Origin of the sequence: Pseudomonas sp. GOM7 (assembly GCF_026723825.1) — a bacterium.
Lineage (GTDB): Bacteria > Pseudomonadota > Gammaproteobacteria > Pseudomonadales > Pseudomonadaceae > Aquipseudomonas.
Genome location: NZ_CP113519.1, coordinates 374,346 through 395,573, shown reverse-complemented (window position 1 = coordinate 395,573; position 21,228 = coordinate 374,346). Strand labels below are relative to the sequence as shown.

General features: G+C 64.1%; 20 protein-coding genes. 11 read left to right on the top strand and 9 right to left on the bottom strand.

What is annotated here, in order from left to right; all coding sequences use genetic code 11:
• The first annotated feature begins 17 nt into the window (after window positions 1–17).
• On the top strand, window positions 18–1,010 hold the full coding sequence (locus OU800_RS01770) for a sulfate/molybdate ABC transporter ATP-binding protein (RefSeq protein WP_268180703.1): 993 nt from the start codon (window positions 18–20) through the stop codon (window positions 1,008–1,010).
• 3 nt (window positions 1,011–1,013) lie between these two features.
• On the opposite strand, the gene OU800_RS01765 is transcribed toward OU800_RS01770, so the two are convergent.
• Window positions 1,014–1,706, bottom strand: a complete 693-nt coding sequence (locus OU800_RS01765) for an ArsR/SmtB family transcription factor (protein ID WP_268180701.1) — start codon at window positions 1,704–1,706, stop codon at window positions 1,014–1,016.
• A gap of 144 nt (window positions 1,707–1,850) precedes the next feature.
• Here OU800_RS01765 and OU800_RS01760 point away from each other — a divergent pair, with 144 nt between their 5' ends.
• Complete coding sequence (locus OU800_RS01760; protein WP_268180699.1) at window positions 1,851–2,591, top strand: sulfite exporter TauE/SafE family protein; 741 nt, start codon at window positions 1,851–1,853, stop codon at window positions 2,589–2,591.
• A 168-nt stretch (window positions 2,592–2,759) separates the two neighbouring features.
• The gene (locus tag OU800_RS01755) at window positions 2,760–3,509 is read left to right on the top strand and encodes a hypothetical protein (protein ID WP_268180697.1); all 750 of its coding nucleotides are present in this window, start codon (window positions 2,760–2,762) and stop codon (window positions 3,507–3,509) included.
• A 9-nt stretch (window positions 3,510–3,518) separates the two neighbouring features.
• Here the strand turns inward: OU800_RS01755 and OU800_RS01750 are convergent, their stop codons facing one another.
• Entirely contained in the window at window positions 3,519–4,043 is a 525-nt protein-coding gene (locus OU800_RS01750) for an Mpo1 family 2-hydroxy fatty acid dioxygenase (RefSeq protein WP_268180695.1), read from the bottom strand.
• 101 nt (window positions 4,044–4,144) lie between these two features.
• On the opposite strand from OU800_RS01750, the gene OU800_RS01745 reads away from it, so the two are divergent.
• Both OU800_RS01745 and OU800_RS01740 read left to right on the top strand, forming a co-directional pair.
• A complete protein-coding gene (locus OU800_RS01745; RefSeq protein WP_268180693.1) occupies window positions 4,145–4,828 on the top strand; it encodes a Crp/Fnr family transcriptional regulator in 684 nt (227 codons plus the stop codon).
• A 59-nt stretch (window positions 4,829–4,887) separates the two neighbouring features.
• Complete coding sequence (locus tag OU800_RS01740; RefSeq protein WP_268180691.1) at window positions 4,888–6,837, top strand: alkaline phosphatase family protein; 1,950 nt, start codon at window positions 4,888–4,890, stop codon at window positions 6,835–6,837.
• Here the strand turns inward: OU800_RS01740 and OU800_RS01735 are convergent.
• The 5 genes from OU800_RS01735 to OU800_RS01715 form a co-directional block, all read right to left on the bottom strand.
• On the bottom strand, window positions 6,834–7,802 hold the full coding sequence (locus OU800_RS01735) for a CDP-6-deoxy-delta-3,4-glucoseen reductase (RefSeq protein ID WP_268180689.1): 969 nt from the start codon (window positions 7,800–7,802) through the stop codon (window positions 6,834–6,836). The two genes, OU800_RS01740 and OU800_RS01735, sit on opposite strands and share 4 nt — an antisense overlap.
• Entirely contained in the window at window positions 7,802–9,268 is a 1,467-nt protein-coding gene (gene ubiD, locus OU800_RS01730) for a 4-hydroxy-3-polyprenylbenzoate decarboxylase (RefSeq protein ID WP_268180687.1), read from the bottom strand. Before ubiD ends, OU800_RS01735 begins: the two co-directional genes overlap by 1 nt.
• A gap of 178 nt (window positions 9,269–9,446) precedes the next feature.
• Window positions 9,447–10,706 (bottom strand): transcription termination factor Rho, encoded by a 1,260-nt coding sequence (rho, locus tag OU800_RS01725; protein ID WP_268180685.1) that lies wholly within the window; start codon window positions 10,704–10,706, stop codon window positions 9,447–9,449.
• Window positions 10,707–11,014: 308 nt separating this feature from the next.
• Complete coding sequence (trxA, locus tag OU800_RS01720; protein WP_004373332.1) at window positions 11,015–11,341, bottom strand: thioredoxin TrxA; 327 nt, start codon at window positions 11,339–11,341, stop codon at window positions 11,015–11,017.
• A gap of 169 nt (window positions 11,342–11,510) precedes the next feature.
• Window positions 11,511–12,215 carry a FadR/GntR family transcriptional regulator gene (locus tag OU800_RS01715; RefSeq protein ID WP_268180683.1) on the bottom strand — a complete coding sequence of 235 codons (705 nt, stop codon included), beginning with the start codon at window positions 12,213–12,215 and terminating at the stop codon, window positions 11,511–11,513.
• A gap of 287 nt (window positions 12,216–12,502) precedes the next feature.
• Between OU800_RS01715 and OU800_RS01710 the strand changes: the two genes are divergently transcribed.
• From OU800_RS01710 to ppx, 6 genes are all read left to right on the top strand, one after another.
• Complete coding sequence (locus OU800_RS01710; protein ID WP_268180680.1) at window positions 12,503–13,288, top strand: transporter substrate-binding domain-containing protein; 786 nt, start codon at window positions 12,503–12,505, stop codon at window positions 13,286–13,288.
• Between the two features lie 20 nt (window positions 13,289–13,308).
• Complete coding sequence (locus OU800_RS01705) at window positions 13,309–13,974, top strand: amino acid ABC transporter permease (RefSeq protein WP_268180679.1); 666 nt, start codon at window positions 13,309–13,311, stop codon at window positions 13,972–13,974.
• The gene (locus OU800_RS01700; protein WP_268180678.1) at window positions 13,971–14,621 is read left to right on the top strand and encodes an amino acid ABC transporter permease; all 651 of its coding nucleotides are present in this window, start codon (window positions 13,971–13,973) and stop codon (window positions 14,619–14,621) included. The genes OU800_RS01705 and OU800_RS01700 overlap by 4 nt, the downstream gene beginning before the upstream one ends.
• Window positions 14,608–15,339, top strand: a complete 732-nt coding sequence (locus tag OU800_RS01695) for an amino acid ABC transporter ATP-binding protein (protein WP_268180676.1) — start codon at window positions 14,608–14,610, stop codon at window positions 15,337–15,339. The genes OU800_RS01700 and OU800_RS01695 overlap by 14 nt, the downstream gene beginning before the upstream one ends.
• Entirely contained in the window at window positions 15,336–15,845 is a 510-nt protein-coding gene (locus tag OU800_RS01690) for an ureidoglycolate lyase (RefSeq protein WP_268180674.1), read from the top strand. Before OU800_RS01695 ends, OU800_RS01690 begins: the two co-directional genes overlap by 4 nt.
• 98 nt (window positions 15,846–15,943) lie before the next feature.
• Window positions 15,944–17,446: an exopolyphosphatase gene (gene ppx / locus OU800_RS01685; RefSeq protein WP_268180673.1), complete on the top strand. Its 1,503-nt coding sequence runs from the start codon at window positions 15,944–15,946 to the stop codon at window positions 17,444–17,446.
• Between the two features lie 408 nt (window positions 17,447–17,854).
• On the opposite strand, the gene ppk1 is transcribed toward ppx, so the two are convergent.
• Together ppk1 and hemB are read right to left on the bottom strand one after the other, a co-directional pair.
• The gene (gene ppk1 / locus OU800_RS01680) at window positions 17,855–20,041 is read right to left on the bottom strand and encodes a polyphosphate kinase 1 (RefSeq protein WP_268180671.1); all 2,187 of its coding nucleotides are present in this window, start codon (window positions 20,039–20,041) and stop codon (window positions 17,855–17,857) included.
• Window positions 20,042–20,069: 28 nt separating this feature from the next.
• Window positions 20,070–21,083 (bottom strand): porphobilinogen synthase, encoded by a 1,014-nt coding sequence (gene hemB / locus OU800_RS01675; protein ID WP_268180669.1) that lies wholly within the window; start codon window positions 21,081–21,083, stop codon window positions 20,070–20,072.
• Between the last annotated feature and the right edge of the window lie 145 nt (window positions 21,084–21,228).

The window sequence follows — 21,228 nt, the reverse complement described above, 5'->3', positions numbered from 1 at the left end:
ACCACCAGGAATAAGCCATGAGTATCGAAGTCAAAGGCGTCAACAAGCAGTTCGGCCAGTTCAAGGCGCTGCAAGACATCAACCTGAGCATCCAGAGCGGCGAGCTGGTCGCCCTGCTCGGCCCGTCCGGCTGCGGCAAGACCACCCTGCTGCGCATCATCGCCGGCCTGGAAACCCCGGACAGCGGCAGCATCGGCTTCCACGGCGAGGACGTGTCCGAGCACGACGTGCGTGATCGCAACGTCGGCTTCGTCTTCCAGCACTACGCCCTGTTCCGCCATATGACGGTGTTCGACAACGTCGCCTTCGGCCTGCGCATGAAGCCCAAGCGCGAGCGCCCGAGCGAAACGCAGATCGCCGAAAAAGTGCACGAGCTGCTCAACCTGGTGCAGCTCGACTGGCTCGGCGACCGTTACCCGGAGCAGCTCTCCGGCGGCCAGCGCCAGCGTATCGCCCTGGCCCGCGCCCTGGCGGTGGAGCCCAAGGTGCTGCTGCTCGACGAGCCTTTCGGGGCGCTGGATGCCAAGGTGCGCAAGGAACTGCGCCGCTGGCTGGCGCGCTTGCATGAAGAGGTGCACCTGACCAGCGTATTCGTCACCCACGATCAGGAAGAAGCCATGGAAGTGGCCGACCGCATCGTGGTGATGAACAAGGGTGTGATCGAACAGATCGGCTCGCCGGCAGAGGTCTATGAATATCCGGCCAGCGACTTCGTCTATCACTTCCTCGGCGACGCCAACCGTCTGTACGTCGGCAATGATCACCACGTGCTGTTCCGCCCGCACGAGGTCGACCTGTCGCTGCAACCGGCAGCCGGTCACCAGAGCGGCGAGGTGCGCGACATCCGCCTGCTCGGCGCCATCACCCGCATCACCCTCAAGGTCGAAGGCCAGGACGAGCTGATCGAGGCCGAGGTGGCCAAGGATCACGCCAGCCTGGATAACCTCGCCCGTGGCACCACCCTGTACTTCAAGCCCAAGGGCGGCAAGCCGGTCAGCACATCGGCTTGATCTCTACTCCAGGGCGATCGCCATGATCGCCCTGCGTCCCTGCGGTGAAACCTGCAGCGCACGCGAACCCTGGCTGCGCCGCAGCCAGCCCTCGCCTTCGCACAGATTCAGCAACGCCGCGCCCAGCGCACCGCCCAGATGCGGTTTGCGCTCGCTCCAGTCCGGGCAGGCGCACAGTCGCTGGCGGCGCTGACGATTGACCTGTTGCAGGTCGATGCCCAATGCCTGCAGCCCCTGCTCGCCAATTGCGCTCAACTGCAGCGCACCGCCCTCCTCGCTCAGCCAGTCAGCCGCGCGCATGCGTGCGAACACACCCACCGCCAGCTCACCAGCAAGGTGGTCGTAGCAGGTACGTGCTTCACGCATGGCCAGCGGCGTGCCGCGTGAGGTCGGTACAGCACGGGGTTGCCGTGGCTGCGCAGCGAGCGCGGCACTGGCCAGCGCCTCGACCAGTTGCCCGACTTCCGGCCCGGCCAGGCGGTAGTAACGATTGCGCCCGTGCCGCTGCTGCACCAGCAGGCCGCCCTCCACCAGCTTGGCCAGGTGCGCACTGGTGGACGATGACGACAGCCCCGCCAGCAAGGCCAGCTCACCGGCCGGGCGCGCGCTGCCATCCATCAGTGCCCAGACCATGGCGGCGCGCCCGGCATCGGCAAGCAGAGCAGCGATCGAACTGAAACCCGGTGCGTATTCCATAGTTCACCTCATGACGAAACATGGCGTGCAGGAACTATGGATACTGGCAGGCAACTTCAGCCAGAGCCAGCCCAGGAGAACCCCGATGCTCGCAGTGATATTCAAAGTCGAGGCCAAGTCTGGCCAGCAGCAGGGAACGACGCGATGACTGAATACCTGCCGTTGATTCTCGCCACCTTCCTGCTCGCCGGCATGGTCAAGGGCGTGGTCGGCCTCGGTCTGCCAACCATCGCCGTCGGTCTGCTCGGCTTGGTAATGGCGCCGCTGCAAGCAGCCGCGCTGCTGATCATCCCCTCGATGGTGAGCAATATCTGGCAACTGTGTGACGGTCGCAGCCCGTTGCCGATGCTGCGCCGACTATGGCCGATGCTGTTGGGAATCCTCTGCGGCACGCTGCTGGTCGCCGGCCTGCTGCAGCGTCTCGAGCTGCCCGGCGCTACTCGTTGGCTGGGCGCCGCCCTGGTGCTTTACGCACTGCTCGGCCTGGCCAGGGTACAGTTTCGTGTGGAGCGGGCCAGGGAAGCCTGGCTGGGCCCGGTGATCGGCGCGATCACCGGCGCAATCACCGCGGTTACCGGAGTGTTCGTGATCCCCGCCGTGCCTTACTTGCAGGCCATCGGCCTGGAAAAGGACGACCTGATCCAGGCCCTGGGGCTGTCGTTCAGCGTCTCGACTCTGGCTCTGGCAGCAGCGCTCGGTCATAGCGGTGACCTGCTGCAACCGGCGGTGCTCGGGCTGTCTGCCCTGGCCCTGGTGCCGGCTCTGCTGGGTATGGTGGCCGGCCAGTGGCTGCGCAAGCGCATCAGCGCGGAGCACTTCAAGCGCTGGTTCTTCATCGGTCTATTGCTGCTTGGTGCCGAGCTGGCGTTGCGCGGGCTGTTCTGAAACCCAGCCACCGTTCTCAAGCACCTGTGCCAACCTACGGGAAACGATTGAGCGGCGTCGAATTCCGACGAAATCACTCTTTAGGGTCATGCTCCGTAGCGCCTGGCGCAGTAGTCTTGACGCTGCCCCATGCATACCTGCTCAAAACAATAACAAGGAGCACCCCGGATGCGCTGCAAAGCACTGTTGCGTCATGCTTTCCTCTGGTCGCTCGGCCTGATCGCCAGTCTCGTCCCCTTTTCCTTCGCCGAAGCCATCAGCCCACCACAACAGCTACAGGTTCATGCCAGCCGCGCCACCAGCAGCCTGCTGCTGTTGCGTGGCGAAGGCTTCCAGAAGGTGCATCTGCAGCGTCTGGAAATGGATCTCGATGCCCTGGCCACTGTGATGCAGGCGCAGCCAAGCAACGCCGAGCTGCAGCAGGCCCACCAGGCTTTGGTTACCCAGCTACGCAACGGCGTGAGCTATGGCCCGGGTGAGGAGCAGGTGCCCTGGCGCTACCCGGAAGACCTGGGCCGCTCGCTGCGCGACTTCCTTGTCGTGGCCCGCGCCCTGCCGGGGGCCGAGACCGACGGCAGCGAGCTGGCGGCCAAGGTCGAATACCTCGGCGTGCAGTACCTGGCACGTGCCTACATGGGTAACTTCGAGATCGCCCGCGAACACCCGGAAACCTACCTGGGCCAGGATGAACGCCTGCTGCTGCCGGCCATCGATGCGCAACTGCAACTGCTGGACGAAACGGGCGCCCCGCAGGTGACCAAGCTCAAGATGCGCTGGAGCTATCTGCGCACCGCCCTGGCCGACATGAACAGCAGGAGCAACGCCCTGGTCAGCGTTTCCGGCCGGCCCTTCGCGCCGATCACGGTGGATCGCCATACCCGCGCATTGAGCACGCAGTGGATGGCGATGTCCCCCTGAAGCCCTGGTTCAGGCCAGGGCCTTCTTCTCACGAATGCAGGTGGGGCCGGCGATCTCTACCACGGCGTGTTCGACCTCCTTGCGCAGGCCGAGCAGGAAGGCGGCTTCGGCGACGACGAACAAGGGGCCGATGACCAGCCCCATCACATCGTCGACGAAGGCTGGCTTGCGTCCTTCGTAATAATGGCCGACGAACTGGATGATCCAGCCGATCACGAACAGGCCGAGCCCCGCCAACAGCCAGACTGCCGTGCTGGCCACCGCCAGCTTGGCGGCACACCACAGGCACAGCAGTAGCAGGACACTCATGAGCAGGCCGAAACCGCGATCCAGGCGCAGGTAGAAAGTTGCAGCCGCCAACGCCACCAAGGTCGCAGGCGCCAGCCACAGGCCGGCCAGGGCGAAGCCGGGGCGCGACAGCAGCACAGCGACGGCCAGCACTATCATGGGAATGCCGACGAAGTGGCTGACGATATTGCGGCGGTCACGGTGATAGGCCGCATACTGGGCCAGATGTTCGACGAGGGTTTTCATTGTTATCGTCCTCAGCAGTGGAACAGGCCCTGGCATCATCGCCCTGGCCTTTACCGCCGCTCTGTCAGCTAGCCGACAATGCCGTCATCGCAGGAGCCACGATGCCCGATCCCCAACACCACCTCGCCTGCCTGCTGCAGGGGCATTGGTTCGCCGCACTGCCGCAGACGCTGCGCGACGACCTGCTGGCCATGGCCCAGGTGCAGCACCTGGACGCCGGGCAACGGCTGTTTCGCCGCGGCGACAGACCCGGCGGCCTGTATGCCGTGGTCGAGGGGGCGGTACGCATCGGTGCCGTCAGCGAGAGCGGCAAGGAAGCGCTGCTGACCCTGGTCGAGCCACCCTACTGGTTCGGCGAGATTTCCCTGTTCGACGGCCTGCCGCGCACCCACGACGCCTTCGCCGAGAGCACCAGCACCCTGCTGCTGTTGCCACAGGGCGAACTGCTCGCCCTGCTCGAACGCCAGCCACAGCACTGGCGCGACTTCGCCCTGCTGATGAGCCACAAGCTGCGCCTGGCCTTCCTCATCCTGGAGGACATGAGCCTGCTGCCCGCCGCGCCAAGGTTGGCCAGGCGCCTGTTGCTGATGGCCGAGAACTACGGCGAGGGTGAGCCGCGCCGGTTGCTGCACCTGGCGCAGGAACAACTGGCGCTGATGCTGTCGCTGTCGCGCCAGACCACCAACCAGATTCTCAAGGAGCTGGAGGCGCAAGGCATCGTGCGCCTGACCTACGGCGAGATCGAGATACTCGACTTGCAACGCCTGCGCCAGGCCGCCTGGTGAACTGCTGGCGCCCTGCTACTGTCGAATTTCAATCTTTTCCCTGAGGATTTACCGCTTCGATGACCGACAACCAGCACACGCTCTTGCCCGATGTCCTCGCCGGCCCGCTATTGCGCCGCCTGGAGACCGGACGCCTGGTGCTGTGGCTGGTGGCCAGTCGGGAGCTGCCGCTACAACTGTGCCTGCAGCCCGAAGACGAGGCAGACCGCATCCTGAAGCTCGACGCCCATTGCCAGTACCTGCCATTGGGCCGACACGCCGTATTGCATCTGATCGACCTGACGCTGGAACAGGCGCTGCCGCAGGACGTGCGCATCGCCTATGACCTGCAGATCGTCGAGAACGGCGCGCAACGCGGCCTGACCGACTGGGCACCGCATCTGCTGCATGAGGGGCGCGAACGGGCCGACTTCGTCCTGCGCTCGCGGATCGACCAGTTGCTCCATGGCTCCTGCCGCAAGCCGCACCATGCTGCCGACGACGGCCTGCTCTGCGCCGACCGCCTGCTGGCCGAACCGCACGACGCCAGACAACGCCCGGCCCTGCTGCTGATGAGCGGCGACCAGGTGTACGTGGATGACGTCGCCGGGCCGATGCTGTGCGCCATCCACCAGTTGATCGCCCGCCTCGGCCTGTTCGACGAGTGGCTCGAAGGCGCCGTGGTCGAGGACAGCCAGGCGCTCTACGCCACCCCGGTGGGCTACTACCAGCGCGCCGACCTGCTGCCGGCCCTGAAGAGCAACCAGACCCTGCGCGACAAGTTCTTCGGCGGCGTGGAGAAGCCCATCTTCACCAGCAGCAATGCCGACAATCATCTGGTGACCTTCGCCGAGATGATCGCCATGTACCTGCTGGTCTGGTCACCCGTGCCCTGGACATTGATCGAGGAAAGCCAACCGACGCTGAACGAGGAACGCCAGCAACGCTACGCCGACGAACGCCAGCGCATCGACGCCTTCCGCCAGAGCCTCGGCCAGGCTGCCCGCGTATTCGCCCACCTGCCAACGTTGATGATCTTCGACGATCACGATGTCACCGACGACTGGAACCTCTCGGCGCGCTGGGAGCAGACCGCCTACGGTCACCCCTTCTCCAAGCGCATCATCGGCAACGCCCTGCTCGCCTACCTGCTGTGCCAGGGCTGGGGCAACCACCCGGACGCCTTCGAGGAACCCTTGCAGGCCTGCCGCAAGCTGCTGACCGAGCGCCAGGACAACCACCTCGAGGCCAGGGCGCAGGACGCGCTGATCGACCAGTTGCTGCACTTCGAGCACTGGCATTACGTGCTGCCCAGCACCCCGGCACTGCTGGTGCTGGACACCCGCACCCGCCGCTGGCGCAGTGAAAGCCGGCTGTCACGGCCATCGGGGCTGATGGACTGGGAAGCACTGTGCGAATTCCAGCAGGCACTGCTCGACCACCCTAGCTGCATCATCGTCTCGCCGGCGCCGATGTTCGGGGTCAAATTGATCGAGGGCATCCAGAAACTGTTCACCCTGGCCGGCCATCCGCTACTGGTGGATGCCGAGAACTGGATGGCCCATCGCGGCGCGGCCAGCGTGATGCTGAACATCTTCCGCCATTCGCGCACGCCGGGTGACTTCGTGATTCTCTCCGGTGACGTGCACTACTCCTTCGTCTACCGCGTGAGCATTCGCCACAAGCGCGCCAGCCCGACCATCTGGCAGATCACCAGCAGCGGCATCAAGAACGAGTTTCCACACAGGCTGCTGGGCTGGTTCGACCGCTTCAACCGCTGGCTCTACGCGCCCTGGTCACCACTGAACTGGCTGACCAAACGCCGCCGTATGCGGGTCGCCCCCCTGATTCCCGACCGTAGCCGCTCGGGGGAACGCCTGTGGAACGGCGCCGGCCTGGGTCAGGTGTTCTTCGATGAACAAGGCCGGCCCAGACGCATTCTTCAGCTCAATGCCGATGGCTCGCCGCCGGTGGCATTCGGCGCCGAACGCGAGGCGCCGCAGCCCCGGCAGGTAAGCATCAGCCGTTAGCCACGAGGCGCGTAGGCAAACACATCGGCACGCATCTGGTGGGCGTCCATGCCGGCTTCGACCAGCGCATCGAGCGTGGCGTAGACCATGGCCGGTGAGCCGCTGGCGTAGACGTGCAGCGCCTTGAGGTCGGGGAAGTCTTCGCGCACCGCCTCGTGCAGCAGGCCACAACGGCCCTGCCAGCCACACTGGTCGCTGACCACCTGATGCAGGTGCAGATTGTCCAACTGCAGCCACTCGGCCCAGTGCGGCAGCTCATAGAAGTCCTCGGGCCGGCGCGCGCCCCAGTACAGGTGCACCGGATGGGCGAAACCGGCGGCGCGGCAGTGCTCGATCAGGCTGTGCATCTGGCCCATGCCAGTGCCGGCGGCGATCAGCACCAGCGGGCCATCCGGCAGCTCGGCCAGATGGGTGTCGCCATAGGGCATCTGCACCCGAGCCATGCCGGTGCTGCGCAGGTGTTCCAGCAGCGCGATGCTGCTGTCCTCGCGGGCGAGGATGTGCAGTTCCAGCTCACGCCCGGCATGCGGCGCTGAGGCCAGGGAAAAGGCCGCCATCTCACCGTCCGGGCGCAGCAGCAGCAGATACTGCCCGGCATGGTAGCGCGGCGCCTTGCCGGCCGGCGCACGCAGGCGCACGCGGAATACGTCGCCGCCCACGGCCTGGCATTCGACCACCTGGCAGCTCAGCTCGCGCACCGGCAACTCCCCCGGCGCCAGCACGCCATCCCAGTGCAGCACGCAGTCCTCCAGCGGCTCGGCCAGGCAGGTGAACAGTTCGCCATGATCCAGATCCACACCGTTCTGCCGCACCCGCCCCTCCACCAGCAAGGCAGCGCAGATATGGCAGTTGCCATTTCGGCAGCTCTGCGGGCAGTCGTAGCCCAGACGGCGAGCACCATCGAGGATGCGCTCGCCCGGCTGCAGGGCAAGGGTGATGCCGGAGGGTTGCAGGGTGACGTTCATCAATCGATTCCCAGCTCGCTCCACAGCGCGTCGACGCGCGCCACCACGGTCGGATCCTTCTCGATGGCGCGGCCCCATTCGCGGCTGGTTTCGCCCGGCCACTTGTGGGTGGCGTCCAGGCCCATCTTCGAGCCCAGACCGGAGACCGGCGAGGCGAAGTCGAGGTAGTCGATCGGCGTATTGTCGATCATCACCGTGTCGCGCTTGGGATCCATGCGCGTGGTAATCGCCCAGATCACGTCGTTCCAGTCCCGTGCGTTGATGTCGTCGTCGGTGACGATAACGAACTTGGTGTACATGAACTGTCGCAAGAACGACCACACACCCAGCATTACGCGCTTGGCGTGGCCCGGGTACTGCTTCTTCATGGTCACCACCGCCATGCGGTAGGAACAGCCTTCCGGCGGCAGGTAGAAGTCGGTGATCTCGGGGAACTGCTTCTGCAGGATCGGCACGAACACTTCGTTCAGCGCCACGCCGAGAATCGCCGGCTCATCTGGCGGCCGGCCGGTGTAGGTGCTGTGGTAGATCGGCTCGCGACGGCGGGTGATGCGCTCGACGGTGAACACCGGGAAGCTGTCCACTTCGTTGTAGTAGCCGGTGTGGTCGCCGTAGGGGCCTTCCGGCGCGGTCTCGCCCGGATGGATCACGCCCTCGAGGACGATCTCGGCACTGGCCGGCACCTGCAGGTCGCTGCCACGGGCCTTGATCAGCTCGGTGCGATGACCGCGCAAGAGGCCGGCGAAGGCGTATTCGGAGAGGGTGTCGGGCACGGGGGTAACGGCACCGAGAATGGTCGCCGGGTCGGCGCCAAGCGCGACGCAGACCGGATAGGGCTTGTCCGGGTGCTTCTGGCACCAGTCGCGAAAGTCCAGTGCGCCGCCACGGTGGCTGAGCCAGCGCATGATCACCTTGTTGCGACCAATCACCTGCTGGCGATAGATGCCGAGGTTCTGCCGTTCCTTGTTCGGCCCCTTGGTGATGGTCAGGCCCCAGGTGATCAGCGGCGCCACATCACCCGGCCAGCAATGCTGGATCGGCAGCTTGCCCAGGTCGACGTCGTCGCCCTCCTCGATCACTTCATGGCAGGGCGCGTCCTTGACCACCTTGGGCGCCATGGAAATGACCTTCTTGAAGATCGGCAGCTTGCTCCAGGCGTCCTTGAGGCCTTTCGGCGGCTCCGGCTCCTTGAGGAAGGCCAGCAGCTTGCCGATCTCGCGCAGCTCGGCCACGTCCTCGGCCCCCATGCCCAGCGCCACCCGCTTGGGCGTGCCGAACAGATTGCCGAGCACCGGCACGTCGAACCCCGTGGGCTTGTCGAACAACAGCGCCGGGCCGCCCTTGCGCAGGGTGCGGTCACAGATTTCGGTCATTTCCAGAATGGGCGAAACCGGGGTCTGGATACGCTTGAGTTCGCCGCGCTTTTCCAGTTCACGGATGAAGTCGCGCAGGTCGCGATACTGCATGCAGGAGCCTCGTGTCGGACAGGCTTGAGTGACCGCAAAGTTTAGCGCCGAAGTCGGGCTTTCAGAAGGCTTGAAAGCCTCCAGATACGACAAGGCCGGGTTTCCCCGGCCTCGTAGCAAGTTGACTACAAGCCTCAAGCGCAAAACCGCTTGCAGCTTGTGGCCTGTAGCTTGCGGCTTACTTGCGCTTCATCGACAGGAAGAACTCATCGTTGGTCTTGGTGACCTTGAGTTTGTCGATGAGGAACTCGATGGCGGCGATCTCGTCCATCGGGTGCAGCAGCTTGCGCAGGATCCACATACGCGACAGCTCTTCCTCGCCGGTCAGCAGTTCTTCACGGCGGGTGCCTGACTTGTTGATGTTGATGGCGGGGAACACACGCTTCTCGGAAACACGGCGATCGAGGATCAGCTCCATGTTGCCGGTGCCTTTGAATTCCTCGTAGATCACTTCATCCATCTTCGAGCCGGTTTCCACCAGCGCAGTAGCGATGATGGTCAGCGAGCCGCCTTCCTCGATGTTACGTGCGGCGCCGAAGAAGCGCTTGGGCTTCTCCAGGGCGTGGGCGTCGACACCACCAGTCAGTACCTTGCCGGAGCTGGGGATGACGGTGTTGTAGGCGCGCGCCAGGCGGGTGATGGAGTCGAGCAGGATGACCACATCCTTCTTGTGCTCGACCAGGCGCTTGGCTTTCTCGATCACCATTTCCGCGACCTGTACGTGGCGGGTCGGCGGCTCGTCGAAGGTGGAGGCGACCACTTCGCCGCGCACGGTGCGCTGCATTTCGGTCACTTCTTCCGGGCGCTCGTCGATCAGCAGAACGATCAGGTGGCACTCGGGGTTATTGCGGGTGATGTTGCTAGCGATGTTCTGCAGCATGATGGTCTTGCCCGCTTTCGGCGGGGCGACGATCAGGCCGCGCTGGCCCTTGCCAATCGGCGAGCAGAGGTCGATCACGCGGCCGGTGATGTCCTCGGTGGAGCCGTTTCCGGCCTCCATGGTCAGGCGCTCGTTCGGGAACAGCGGCGTGAGGTTCTCGAACAGGATCTTGTTCTTGGCATTTTCCGGGCGGTCGAAGTTGATGCTGTCGACCTTGAGCAGGGCGAAGTAACGCTCGCCTTCCTTCGGCGGGCGGATCTTGCCGACGATGGTGTCACCGGTACGCAGGTTGAAGCGGCGGATCTGGCTGGGCGAGACGTAGATGTCGTCCGGGCCGGCCAGGTAGGAGGAGTCGGCGGAGCGGAGGAAGCCGAAACCGTCCTGGAGAATCTCCAGCACACCGTCGCCGCCGATCTCTTCGCCGCCTTTGGCGTGCTTTTTCAGCAGGGCGAAGATGATGTCCTGCTTGCGCGAACGGGCCATGTTTTCCAGGCCCATCTGTTCGGCCATGTCCAGCAGTTCGGCAATCGGTTTTTGCTTGAGTTCGGTCAGATTCATAGGAATGACGTAATCATTTAAGAGAGGAAAGAAGCTGTTAGCTTGAGAGGCCGCGCCGCAAGGAAGGCGACAGGATCGCGAACGAATTCGTATTGGAATGAATCGGCGACGGCATGCAGAGGGCTGCCTAGAGGAAGCAGCGAGGCCGAATGTAACACCGTGAAAAAACAGCGTCTAGCCCGAAAAACGAAAAAGCCCCGCGAAATTCGGGGCTTCAAGGCTGCGTAGGGTGGATGACGCTTTTCTTATCCACCACTTGCGGTGCCATGGTGGATCGATGAAGCGTGATCCCCCCTACCGCCTACGGCTCAGATGTTGCTGTCGAGGAAGGCCGCCAGTTGCGACTTGGACAGGGCACCCACCTTGGTGGCCTCGACGTTGCCGTTCTTGAACAGCATCAGGGTGGGGATACCACGCACGCCGTACTTGGGCGGAGTTTCCTGATTCTCGTCGATGTTCAGCTTGCAGATCTTCAGTTTGCCCTGGTAGTCCTTGGCGATCTCGTCGAGCACCGGCGCGATCATCTTGCACGGGCCGCACCACTCAGCCCAGTAGTCGACCAGAACCGGACCTTCAGCCTGGATGACGTCCTGGTCGAAGCTGGCATCGCTGACGTTGGTGATGAATTCACTCATTGGAAATCTCCGTATGTTCGGAAGCAAAAAATGCCGGGAGAAATTTTTGACGTCGCGTGCGACGGCCCGAAGGATTGCCGCCAAGAATGGCAGGCAACCAAAAGTGGCGACATCATAGCCCGGCTTGCCTGGCACCGAAAGGCACTGGCGATTGAGCCACTCAATAGTTTCAATCACCCAGCGTGATGAAGGCAATGCCGGTGCGTAGCGCCGCGGCGCGGATGTGCTGCTGCATGGCCTTCTGCGCCGAGCCGGCGGCATGCCGCGCCAGGGCCTTGAGGATCTTGCGGTGCTCCTGCCAGGTTTCCATGGCTCGTTCCGGGCGGATGAACGGCAGCTTCTGGCTTTCCAGGAAGATATCCGCACTGGAGGTGACCAGGGCGAACATCGCCTGATTACCACTGGCCGCCAGAATGCGCTGATGGAACTCGAAATCCAGCCGCGTGGCCTGCTCGAAATCCTCGGCACGCAGCTCGCGACGCATCTGCTCGACGTTGTCTTCGAGCAGATCCAGCTCCTCGGCGGTCATGGTGCCGGCGGCCAGGCCACAGGCGAAACCTTCCAGAGCGAAGCGTAGCTGGAAGGTATCGGCCGCCGACACCTGCGCGGCGAAGGGCCAGACGAAGCCCGCACCGGCCTCCACCTTGGGCGCCGCCTGAACGAATACCCCCTTGCCGGCCTGCACACTGATCAGCCCCAGGGCACTGAGCGACGACAACGCCTCACGCAAGGACGCGCGGCTCACGCCCAGGCGCTCGGCCAGATCACGCTGCGACGGCAGCGCATCACCAGGGCGATAGCCGCCCTCCTCGATCAGACGGCGGATCGCCTGCAGGGCATATTCGGGTACCGCGCGGGGAGCAGAAGCATGCATGGCTGTTCGGGCCGGTCAGTCCAGTCGTGCCGCCTTTGTAAGGCCATAAGCCCATGCCAGGCAAGCGACGCGCCCTTATGGATCAGCGCCGAGAGGCCATGCACCAAGATGACCCAGAATGACACCTGACCACTCGATCAATTTTGCCAACTGTTCAGACCAGTAAGACCTTGTTTCTACGCATGGAGGTCGACCCAACCCGCATTTTCACTGGACTTGGCACAGGCGATGCAAAGCTTCAGCAAACCGAAATGCTGAATTTTCAGTTCATACCTGGGGAGATCGACATGCGCTTATTCCACCGCACACTGCTGGGCACCTTGTTCGCCGCACTGGCCTTCGGCGCCAGCACCGTTCACGCCGATGCCCTCGAAGACATCGGCAAGGCCGGCGTACTGAAAGTCGCCGTACCGCAGGATTTTCCGCCTTTCGGCTCGGTCGGCCCGGATCTCAAGCCGCGCGGCCTGGATATCGACACCGCGCAACTGTTGGCCGACAAGCTGGCGGTAAAGCTGGAGCTGACGCCGGTCAACAGCACCAACCGCATCCCCTTCCTTACCACGGGCAAGGTGGATCTGGTGATCTCCAGCCTGGGCAAGAACCCCGAGCGTGAAGCGGTGATCGACTTCTCCGCGCCCTACGCGCCCTTCTACCTCGGCGTGTTCGGCCCGCAAGACGCCGCCATCGCCAGCCTCGACGACCTGGCCGGCAAGACCATCAGCGTCACCCGTGGCTCGATCGAAGACATCGAACTGACCAAGGTTGCCCCGCAAGGCGCCACCATCAAGCGCTTCGAGGACAACAACTCGACCATCGCCGCCTACCTGTCCGGCCAGGTCGACCTGATCGCCAGCGGTAACGTGGTGATGGTGGCCATCGCCGAGAAAAATCCCAAGCGCATCCCGAGCATGAAACTCAAGCTCAAGGATTCACCGGTATACGTCGGCGTGAACAAGGATCAGGCCACCCTGCTGGCCAAGGTCAACGCCATCATCGCCGCCGCCAAGGCCGACGGCAGCCTCGACGCAATCAGCCAGAAGTGGCTGAAGCAACCACTGCCGGCCGACCTCTGAGCTGCGTGGGGATCTGAGCCATGGCGTACCAGTTCGACTTCGCCGCCGTCCTGCAGCACAGCGATCTGCTGCTGCAGGGCGCGGCTTTCACCCTCGGCCTGACGGCGATCGGCACCCTGCTGGGGGTCGGTCTCGGCATCGTCGGAGCGATACTGCGCGCCTGGCGCATCCGCCCGTTCGACCGGATTTTCGGCGTGTACGTGGAGCTGATCCGCAACACGCCGTTCATCGTCCAGCTATTCTTCATTTTCTTCGGCCTGCCCTCGCTCGGCGTCCGCCTGAGCGAATGGGAAGCCGCGGTGCTGGCCATGGTGATCAACCTCGGCGCCTACTCCACCGAGATCATCCGCGCCGGGATCCAGGCGATTCCGCATGGCCAGCTCGAAGCCGCCGCCGCGCTGGCCATGAGCCGCTTCGAGACCTTCCGCCACGTGGTGTTGCGCCCGGCCCTGGGCAAGGTGTGGCCGGCCCTGTCGAGCCAGATCATCATCGTCATGCTGGGCTCGGCGGTGTGCTCGCAGATTTCCACCGAAGAGCTGTCGTTCGCCGCCAACTTCATCCAGTCGCGTAACTTCCGCGCCTTCGAGACCTATCTGCTGACCACGGCGCTGTACCTGCTCATGGCCATCCTGATTCGCCAGTTGCTGGCCTGGTTCGGCCGTCGCTTCATCATGGGAGCCCGTTGATGGACTTCACCCTCTGGGACATCCTGCGCAACCTGCTCACCGGCCTGCAGTGGACGCTGCTGCTGTCATTGGTGGCCTTCGTCTGTGGTGGTATCGCCGGCCTGCTGGCGTTGCTGGCGCGCCTGTCGCCGCTATCGGCGCCACGGGTTCTGGCACGCGGCTATATCGAACTGTTCCAGGGCACGCCGCTGTTGATGCAACTGTTTCTGGTGTTCTTCGGCATCGCCCTGCTCGGCGTCGACGTGTCGCCCTGGCTGGCAGCCGCCACGGCGCTGACCCTGTTCACCAGCGCCTTTCTCGCCGAGATCTGGCGCGGCTGCGTCGAGTCGATCAGTCGCGGTCAGTGGGAGGCCGCCGAAAGCCTGGCCATGAGCCGCCTGGAAACCCTGCGCCACGTCGTGCTGCCACAGGCATTGCGCATCGCCGTGGCACCCACCGTCGGCTTCTCCGTGCAGGTGGTCAAGGGCACTGCGGTGACTTCGATCATCGGTTTCACCGAGCTGACCAAGACCGGCAGCATGCTGGCCAACGCCACCTTCGAGCCCTTCATGGTCTACGGCTTCGTCGCCCTCGGTTACTTCCTGCTTTGCTACCCGCTCTCGCTCGCTGCATACCGCCTGGAAAGGAGGCTGAATGTCACTGCTTAACGTCACCGCCCTGCACAAGTATTACGGCGACAACCATGTGCTCAAGGGCATCGACCTCAAGGTCGAGGAAGGCGAGGTGGTCGCCATCATCGGCCGCAGCGGCTCGGGCAAGAGTACCTTCCTGCGCACCCTCAACGGCCTGGAGTCGATCAACGATGGCGTCATCGAAGTCGACGGCGAGTACATCGACGCCGCCCGCGCCGACCTGCGCAGCCTGCGGCAGAAAGTCGGCATGGTGTTCCAGCAGTTCAACCTGTTCCCGCACCTGACCGTCGGCGAGAACGTCATGCTGGCGCCGCAGGTGGTGAAGAAGACCCCACGCGCCGAGGCCGAGAAAATTGCCCGGCAAATGCTCGAACGCGTCGGCCTGGCGGAAAAGTTCGACGCCTACCCCGAGCGACTGTCTGGCGGCCAACAGCAACGCGTGGCCATCGCCCGCGCCCTGGCCATGTCGCCCAAGGTGCTGCTGTGCGACGAGATCACCTCGGCGCTCGATCCGGAGCTGGTCAACGAGGTGCTGGCGGTGGTCAAGCAACTGGCCAGCGAGGGCATGACCCTGATCATGGTCACCCACGAGATGCGCTTCGCCCGCGAAGTCGGCGACAAGCTGGTATTCATGCACCAGGGCAAGGTGCATGAGATCGGCGATCCCAAGGAACTGTTCGCCGCCCCGCAAACCGAGGAGCTGCGCAACTTCATTGGCTCGGTGGACCTGTGAACGCGCCAGCGACCCTGCCGCTGCAGGTCGAGCCACTGACCCGCGAAGCCTTCGCGCCTTTCGGTGACGTGATCGAAACGGCAGGCGCCAACACCTTCCCGATCAACGCCGGCACCACCACGCGCTACCACGACCTGGTACAGGTGGAGTTGGCCGGCGAATCGCCAAGAACCCTGGTGAATATCTTCGAGGGCAAGGCCTGGCACGCGCCCATCACCATCGCCATGCTCGAACGCCACCCGCTGGGCAGCCAGGCCTTCTATCCGGTGGATGGCAGCCGCATGCTGATCGTCGTAGCGCCGCCCGGCGAACTGGACGAGTCGCGAATCCGCGCCTTCATCAGCGCACCGGATCAGGGCGTCAACTACGCCCGTGGCACCTGGCACCACCCGCTGCTGTGCCTGGAATACCCCGGCCGCTTCCTCGTGGTCGACCGTGGCGGCGACGGCAACAATTGCGACGAACGGGTGCTCAAGCAGCCTCTTCAAGCACTGAACCTCCGGTAATTACAGGTCTAGACCAGATTCCTGCGACATCCGAATGCGTTGGCTCATGCGCTCAGTCGTGGCAGGATGGCGCCGTTATCGACCGAGATGCCGTAATCATGCCCCAAGCCCCTGCCGAGAATTTCCCTCTGATCGCCGCCATCGACCTGGGCTCGAACAGTTTTCACATGGTGCTGGCCAAGGCCGACAACCACGAGATTCGTATCCTCGAACGCCTCGGCGACAAGGTGCAACTGGCTGCCGGCCTGGACGATGAGCGTCAGCTCAGCGAGGAGGCCATGCAGCGCGGCCTCGACTGTCTGCGCCGTTTCGCCCAGTTCACCAACAGCCTGCCGGAAGGCGCGGTGCGCATCGTTGGCACCAACGCCCTGCGCGAAGCGCGCAACCGCGCCGAGTTCATCCGCCGCGCCGAGGAGATTCTCGGCCACCAGGTCGAGGTGATTTCCGGTCGCGAGGAAGCACGCCTGATCTATCTCGGGGTGTCCCACAGCATCGCCGACACTCCCGGCAAGCGCCTGGTCGCCGACATCGGCGGCGGCAGCACCGAGTTCATCATCGGCCAACGCTTCGAGCCGCTGCTGCGTGAGAGCCTGCAGATGGGCTGCGTGAGCTTCACCCAGCGCTACTTCAAGGACGGCAAGATCACTCCGGCACGCTATGCCCAGGCCTATACCGCCGCCCGCCTGGAGCTCATGGGCATCGAGCAGGGCCTTCGCCGTCTCGGCTGGGAAGACGCCGTGGGCGCCTCCGGCACCATCAAGGCCATCGGCCTGGCGATCAAGGCGGCGGGCCTGGGTAATGGCGAGGTCACGGTCGAGGGCCTGGCCTGGCTCAAGCGCAAGCTGTTCAAGCTGGGCGAAGTGGAAAAGATCGAGCTGGACGGCATCAAGCCGGATCGACGCAGCATCTTCCCCGCCGGCCTGGCGATTCTCGAAGCCATCTTCGATGCCTGCGAAATCCAGCGCATGAGCCATTCCGAAGGCGCCCTGCGCGAAGGCGTGCTCTACGACCTGCTCGGCCGTCATCAGCACGAGGACGTGCGCGAGCGCACCCTGGCGGCCTTCATGGAGCGCTACCACGTCGACGTGGATCAGGCCGCACGGGTCGAAGCCAAGGCGCTCTCGGCACTGGACAAGGTAGCTGCCGACTGGGGCCTGAACGACGACTGGCACCGCGAGCTACTGAGCTGGGGCGCCAAGGTGCACGAGGTGGGCCTGGACATCGCCCACTACCAGTACCACAAGCACGGCGCCTACCTGATCGAACACTCCGACCTGGCCGGTTTCTCCCGCCAGGATCAGCAAATGCTCGCCCTGCTGGTGCGCGGCCATCGGCGCAATATCCCCAAGGACAAGTTCGCCGAGTTCGGCGAGGAAGGCGTGAAGCTGATGCGCCTGTGCGTACTGCTGCGCTTCGCCATCCTGTTCCACCACATCCGGGGTACCCAGGACATGCCGCAGGTGCAGTTCAAGGCAACGGAAAACGGTCTGGAGATTCGCTTCCCCGAAGGCTGGCTGACAGCCAACCCGCTGACCCAGGCGGACTTCGAGGCCGAGGCGGAGTGGCTCAAGCGCATCGACCTGACGCTGAGCGTGTGCTGATCACCTTCTGAGTCAGACAACACACTCCGCCATCAGTCCCCGTAGGGTGCGCCGCGCGCACCGGGACTCGGGCAGCAAGCGTAGGACGGGGGAAACCCGCCGTCCACCGTTATCAGCAAGCTGATGACACGCAGCTTGGTGAGCTATCGAGCATTAGCGCAGGAAGCCGCGCGTCTTCAAAGAGCCACAGCACACGCCCTTTCACACCCTCTCCCGCCTTCGGGCACCCCGCTCCGCGCCCCAGCCTGATCGCCAGCGATCAGGCGCTCATCGGCGCAGGAAGCAGTGCTTCCAAAAACGCGCATCTTCAAAGAGCCATAGCACGTGGCCTTTCACACCCTCTCCCGCCCTTCGGGCACCCTCTCCCATGAATGGGAGAGGGTCATCAGATGGCCGCTAGCGGCCTTTTTATCGCGTCACCAGCACCGGCGCGGTGAGCTTTTCCATCAGGCTCGCCTGGGCATTGCGCGAGTTCTGGTTGCCGGTGGGTTGCTGGCGCACGTAGCGGCCGTCCGACTGCAGCACCCAGGCCTGGGTGTTGTCGGTCAGGTAGGCCTCCAATTCCTTCTTGACACGGGTGATGAGCTTCTTGCCTTCCACCGGGAAGCAGGTCTCAACGCGCTTGTCGAGGTTACGCTCCATCCAATCGGCACTGGACAGATAGACCAGCTCGTCACCGCCATTGAGGAAGTAGTAGACCCGCGTGTGTTCGAGGAAGCGGCCGATGATCGAGCGCACCTGGATATTGTGCGACACCCCCGGCACCCCCGGACGCAGGCAGCACATGCCACGCACCACCAGTTCGATCTTCACCCCGGTCTGGCTGGCCTTGTAAAGCGCGCGGATCACCTTGGGGTCGGTCAGCGAGTTGAACTTGGCGATGATGTGCGCCGGCTTGCCTTCGGCTGCGGCGGCGGTTTCCTTGGCGATCAGGTCGAGCAGGGTCTTCTTCAGGGTGAAGGGCGCGTGCAGCAACTTCTTCATGCGCAGGGTCTTGCCCATGCCGATGAGCTGACTGAACAGCTTGGCCACGTCCTCGCCCAGGGCCACGTCGGCGGTGAGCAGGCTGTAGTCGGTGTACAGGCGCGCGTTGCCGGCGTGGTAGTTGCCGGTGCCGAGGTGGGCGTAGCGGCGAATTTCACCATTCTCGCGGCGCAGGATCAGCATCATCTTGGAGTGGGTCTTGAGCCCCACCACCCCGTAGATCACCACGGCACCGGCGGCCTGCAGGCGGCTGGCCAGGGCCAGGTTGGACTCTTCGTCGAAGCGCGCACGCAGCTCGATCACTGCGGTGACCTCCTTGCCGTTACGCGCCGCTTCCACCAGGGCGTCGACGATTTCCGAGTTGGCCCCGGAGCGGTACAGGGTCTGCTTGATCGCCAGGACATGCGGATCCTTGGCGGCCTGGCGCAACAGGTCGACCACCGGGGTGAAGGACTCGAAGGGGTGCAGCAGGAGGATGTCCTGCTTGCTGACCACGCTGAAGATGTTCTCGGCGTTCTGCAGCGGTTTGGGGATCACCGGAGTGAACGGCGTGTACTGCAGCTCCGGATGACTGTCGAGGCCGGTGATGGAGAACAGGCGGGTCAGGTTGACCGGGCCGTTGACCTGATACAGCTCGTTCTCGGTCAGGCCGAACTGCTTGAGCAGGTGGTCGCTCAGGTGCTTCGGGCAGGTGTCGACCACCTCCAGACGCACCGCATCGCCATAACGCCGCGAGAACAGTTCGCCACGCAGGGCGCGGGCCAGATCCTCGACATCCTCGGCGTCCACCGACAGGTCGGCGTTGCGGGTCAGGCGGAACTGGTAGCAGCCCTTGACCTTCATGCCGGGGAACAGGTCGTCGGCATGGGCGTGGATCATCGACGACAGGAAGATGAAGTTGTCACCCGGGCCACCCACTTCCTCCGGCACGCGGATCACCCGCGGCAGCAGGCGCGGCGCCGGGATGATGGCCAGACCCGAGTCACGGCCGAAGGCATCGACGCCTTCCAGCTCGACGATGAAGTTCAGGCTCTTGTTCACCAGCAGCGGGAAGGGGTGAGTCGGGTCGAGACCGATGGGGGTGATGATCGGCGCGATCTCGTCACGGAAGTAACGCCGTACCCAGGTCTTGAGCTTGGTCGTCCAGTAACGCCGGCGGATGAAGGTGATGCCCTGCTTGGCCAGCGCCGGGAACAGGGTATCGTTGAGAATGGCGTACTGGCGATCCACCTGCTCATGGACGATCTCGCTGATGCGCGCCAGCGCCTGGTGCGGCTGCAGGCCGTCGGCGCCGGCCTGCTCGCGGGCGAAGTTGATCTGCTTCTTCAGGCCGGCGACGCGGATCTCGAAGAACTCGTCGAGGTTGCTGGAGAAGATCAGCAGGAACTTCAGGCGCTCCAGCAAGGGGTAGGACTCATCCAGCGCCTGCTCCAGCACGCGGATGTTGAACTGCAGTTGCGACAGCTCGCGATGGATGTACAAGCTGCTGTCATCCAGGCCAGGCACGGGCGCTGGCGGCGGGGTTTCCACCACGGGTGGTTCGGCGACCACTTCCACGGGAGCCGGGTTGCTGCTGTCGAGTGCTTCGCTGTTGAGTCCTTCGGTATTCATCGGCTGGGTTCCGGTTCCTGGGGGGGCGTCATCGCCCCTGTTGTAACAGTTCTGCCGCACGCACGGCGAAATAGGTGAGGATGCCATCGGCACCGGCACGTTTGAAGGCGGTGAGCGACTCGAGGATCACCGCCTCGCTCAACCAGCCGTTGCCGATGGCGGCCATGTGCATGGCGTATTCGCCACTGACCTGATAGGCGAAGGTCGGCACCTTGTAGGCCTCCTTAACACGCCAGACGATGTCCAGGTAGGGCATGCCCGGTTTGACCATGACCATGTCGGCGCCTTCGGCGAGGTCGGCGGCCACTTCATGCAGCGCCTCGTCACCATTGGCCGGATCCATCTGATAGGTGTTCTTGCTGCCCTTGCCGAGATTGGCGGCCGAGCCGACGGCATCGCGGAACGGGCCATAGTAGGCGCTGGCGTATTTGGCCGAGTAGGCCATGATGCGCACGTTGACGTGGTCGGCCAGCTCCAGGGCCTCGCGGATGGCCTGGATGCGCCCGTCCATCATGTCCGATGGCGCCACCACCTGAGCACCGGCCTCGGCATGGGACAGTGCTTGCTTGACCAGGGCATCGACGGTGATGTCGTTCTGCACGTAGCCGTCGGCATCGAGGATGCCGTCCTGACCGTGGGTGGTGAAGGGATCGAGGGCCACATCGCTGATCACCCCCAATTCGGGGAATTTCGCCCGCAGCGCACGGATCGCGCGCTGGGCGATGCCGTCTGGGTTCCAGGCCTCACTGCCATCGAGGGATTTCTTCTCCAGCGGCGTGACCGGAAACAACGCCAGCGCCGGAATGCCCAGCTCCACCCAGTGCTCGGCTTCCTTGAGCAGCAGGTCGATGGACAGACGCTCCACGCCCGGCATCGACGGCACGCTCTCGCGGCGATTGTCGCCGTCGAGGACGAAGACCGGCAGGATCAGGTCGTCAACGCTCAGACGGTTCTCACGCACCAGGCGGCGGGAAAACTCATCGCGACGGTTGCGACGCAGGCGAGTGGCAGGGAACAGGCGGTTGGCGGGGGTAACACTCACGGCAGACTCCAGAGCCCGCAACAGCGGGCCAGTGTGACAGGTTATAGACCCTGTTCACGATTTCGCGAGCTAGCACTATGCAGGACGCAACGACCAACGCAAGGCACAGCCAGAGGCTGGCGCGAAGGACGAGCGTCAGCGAGCC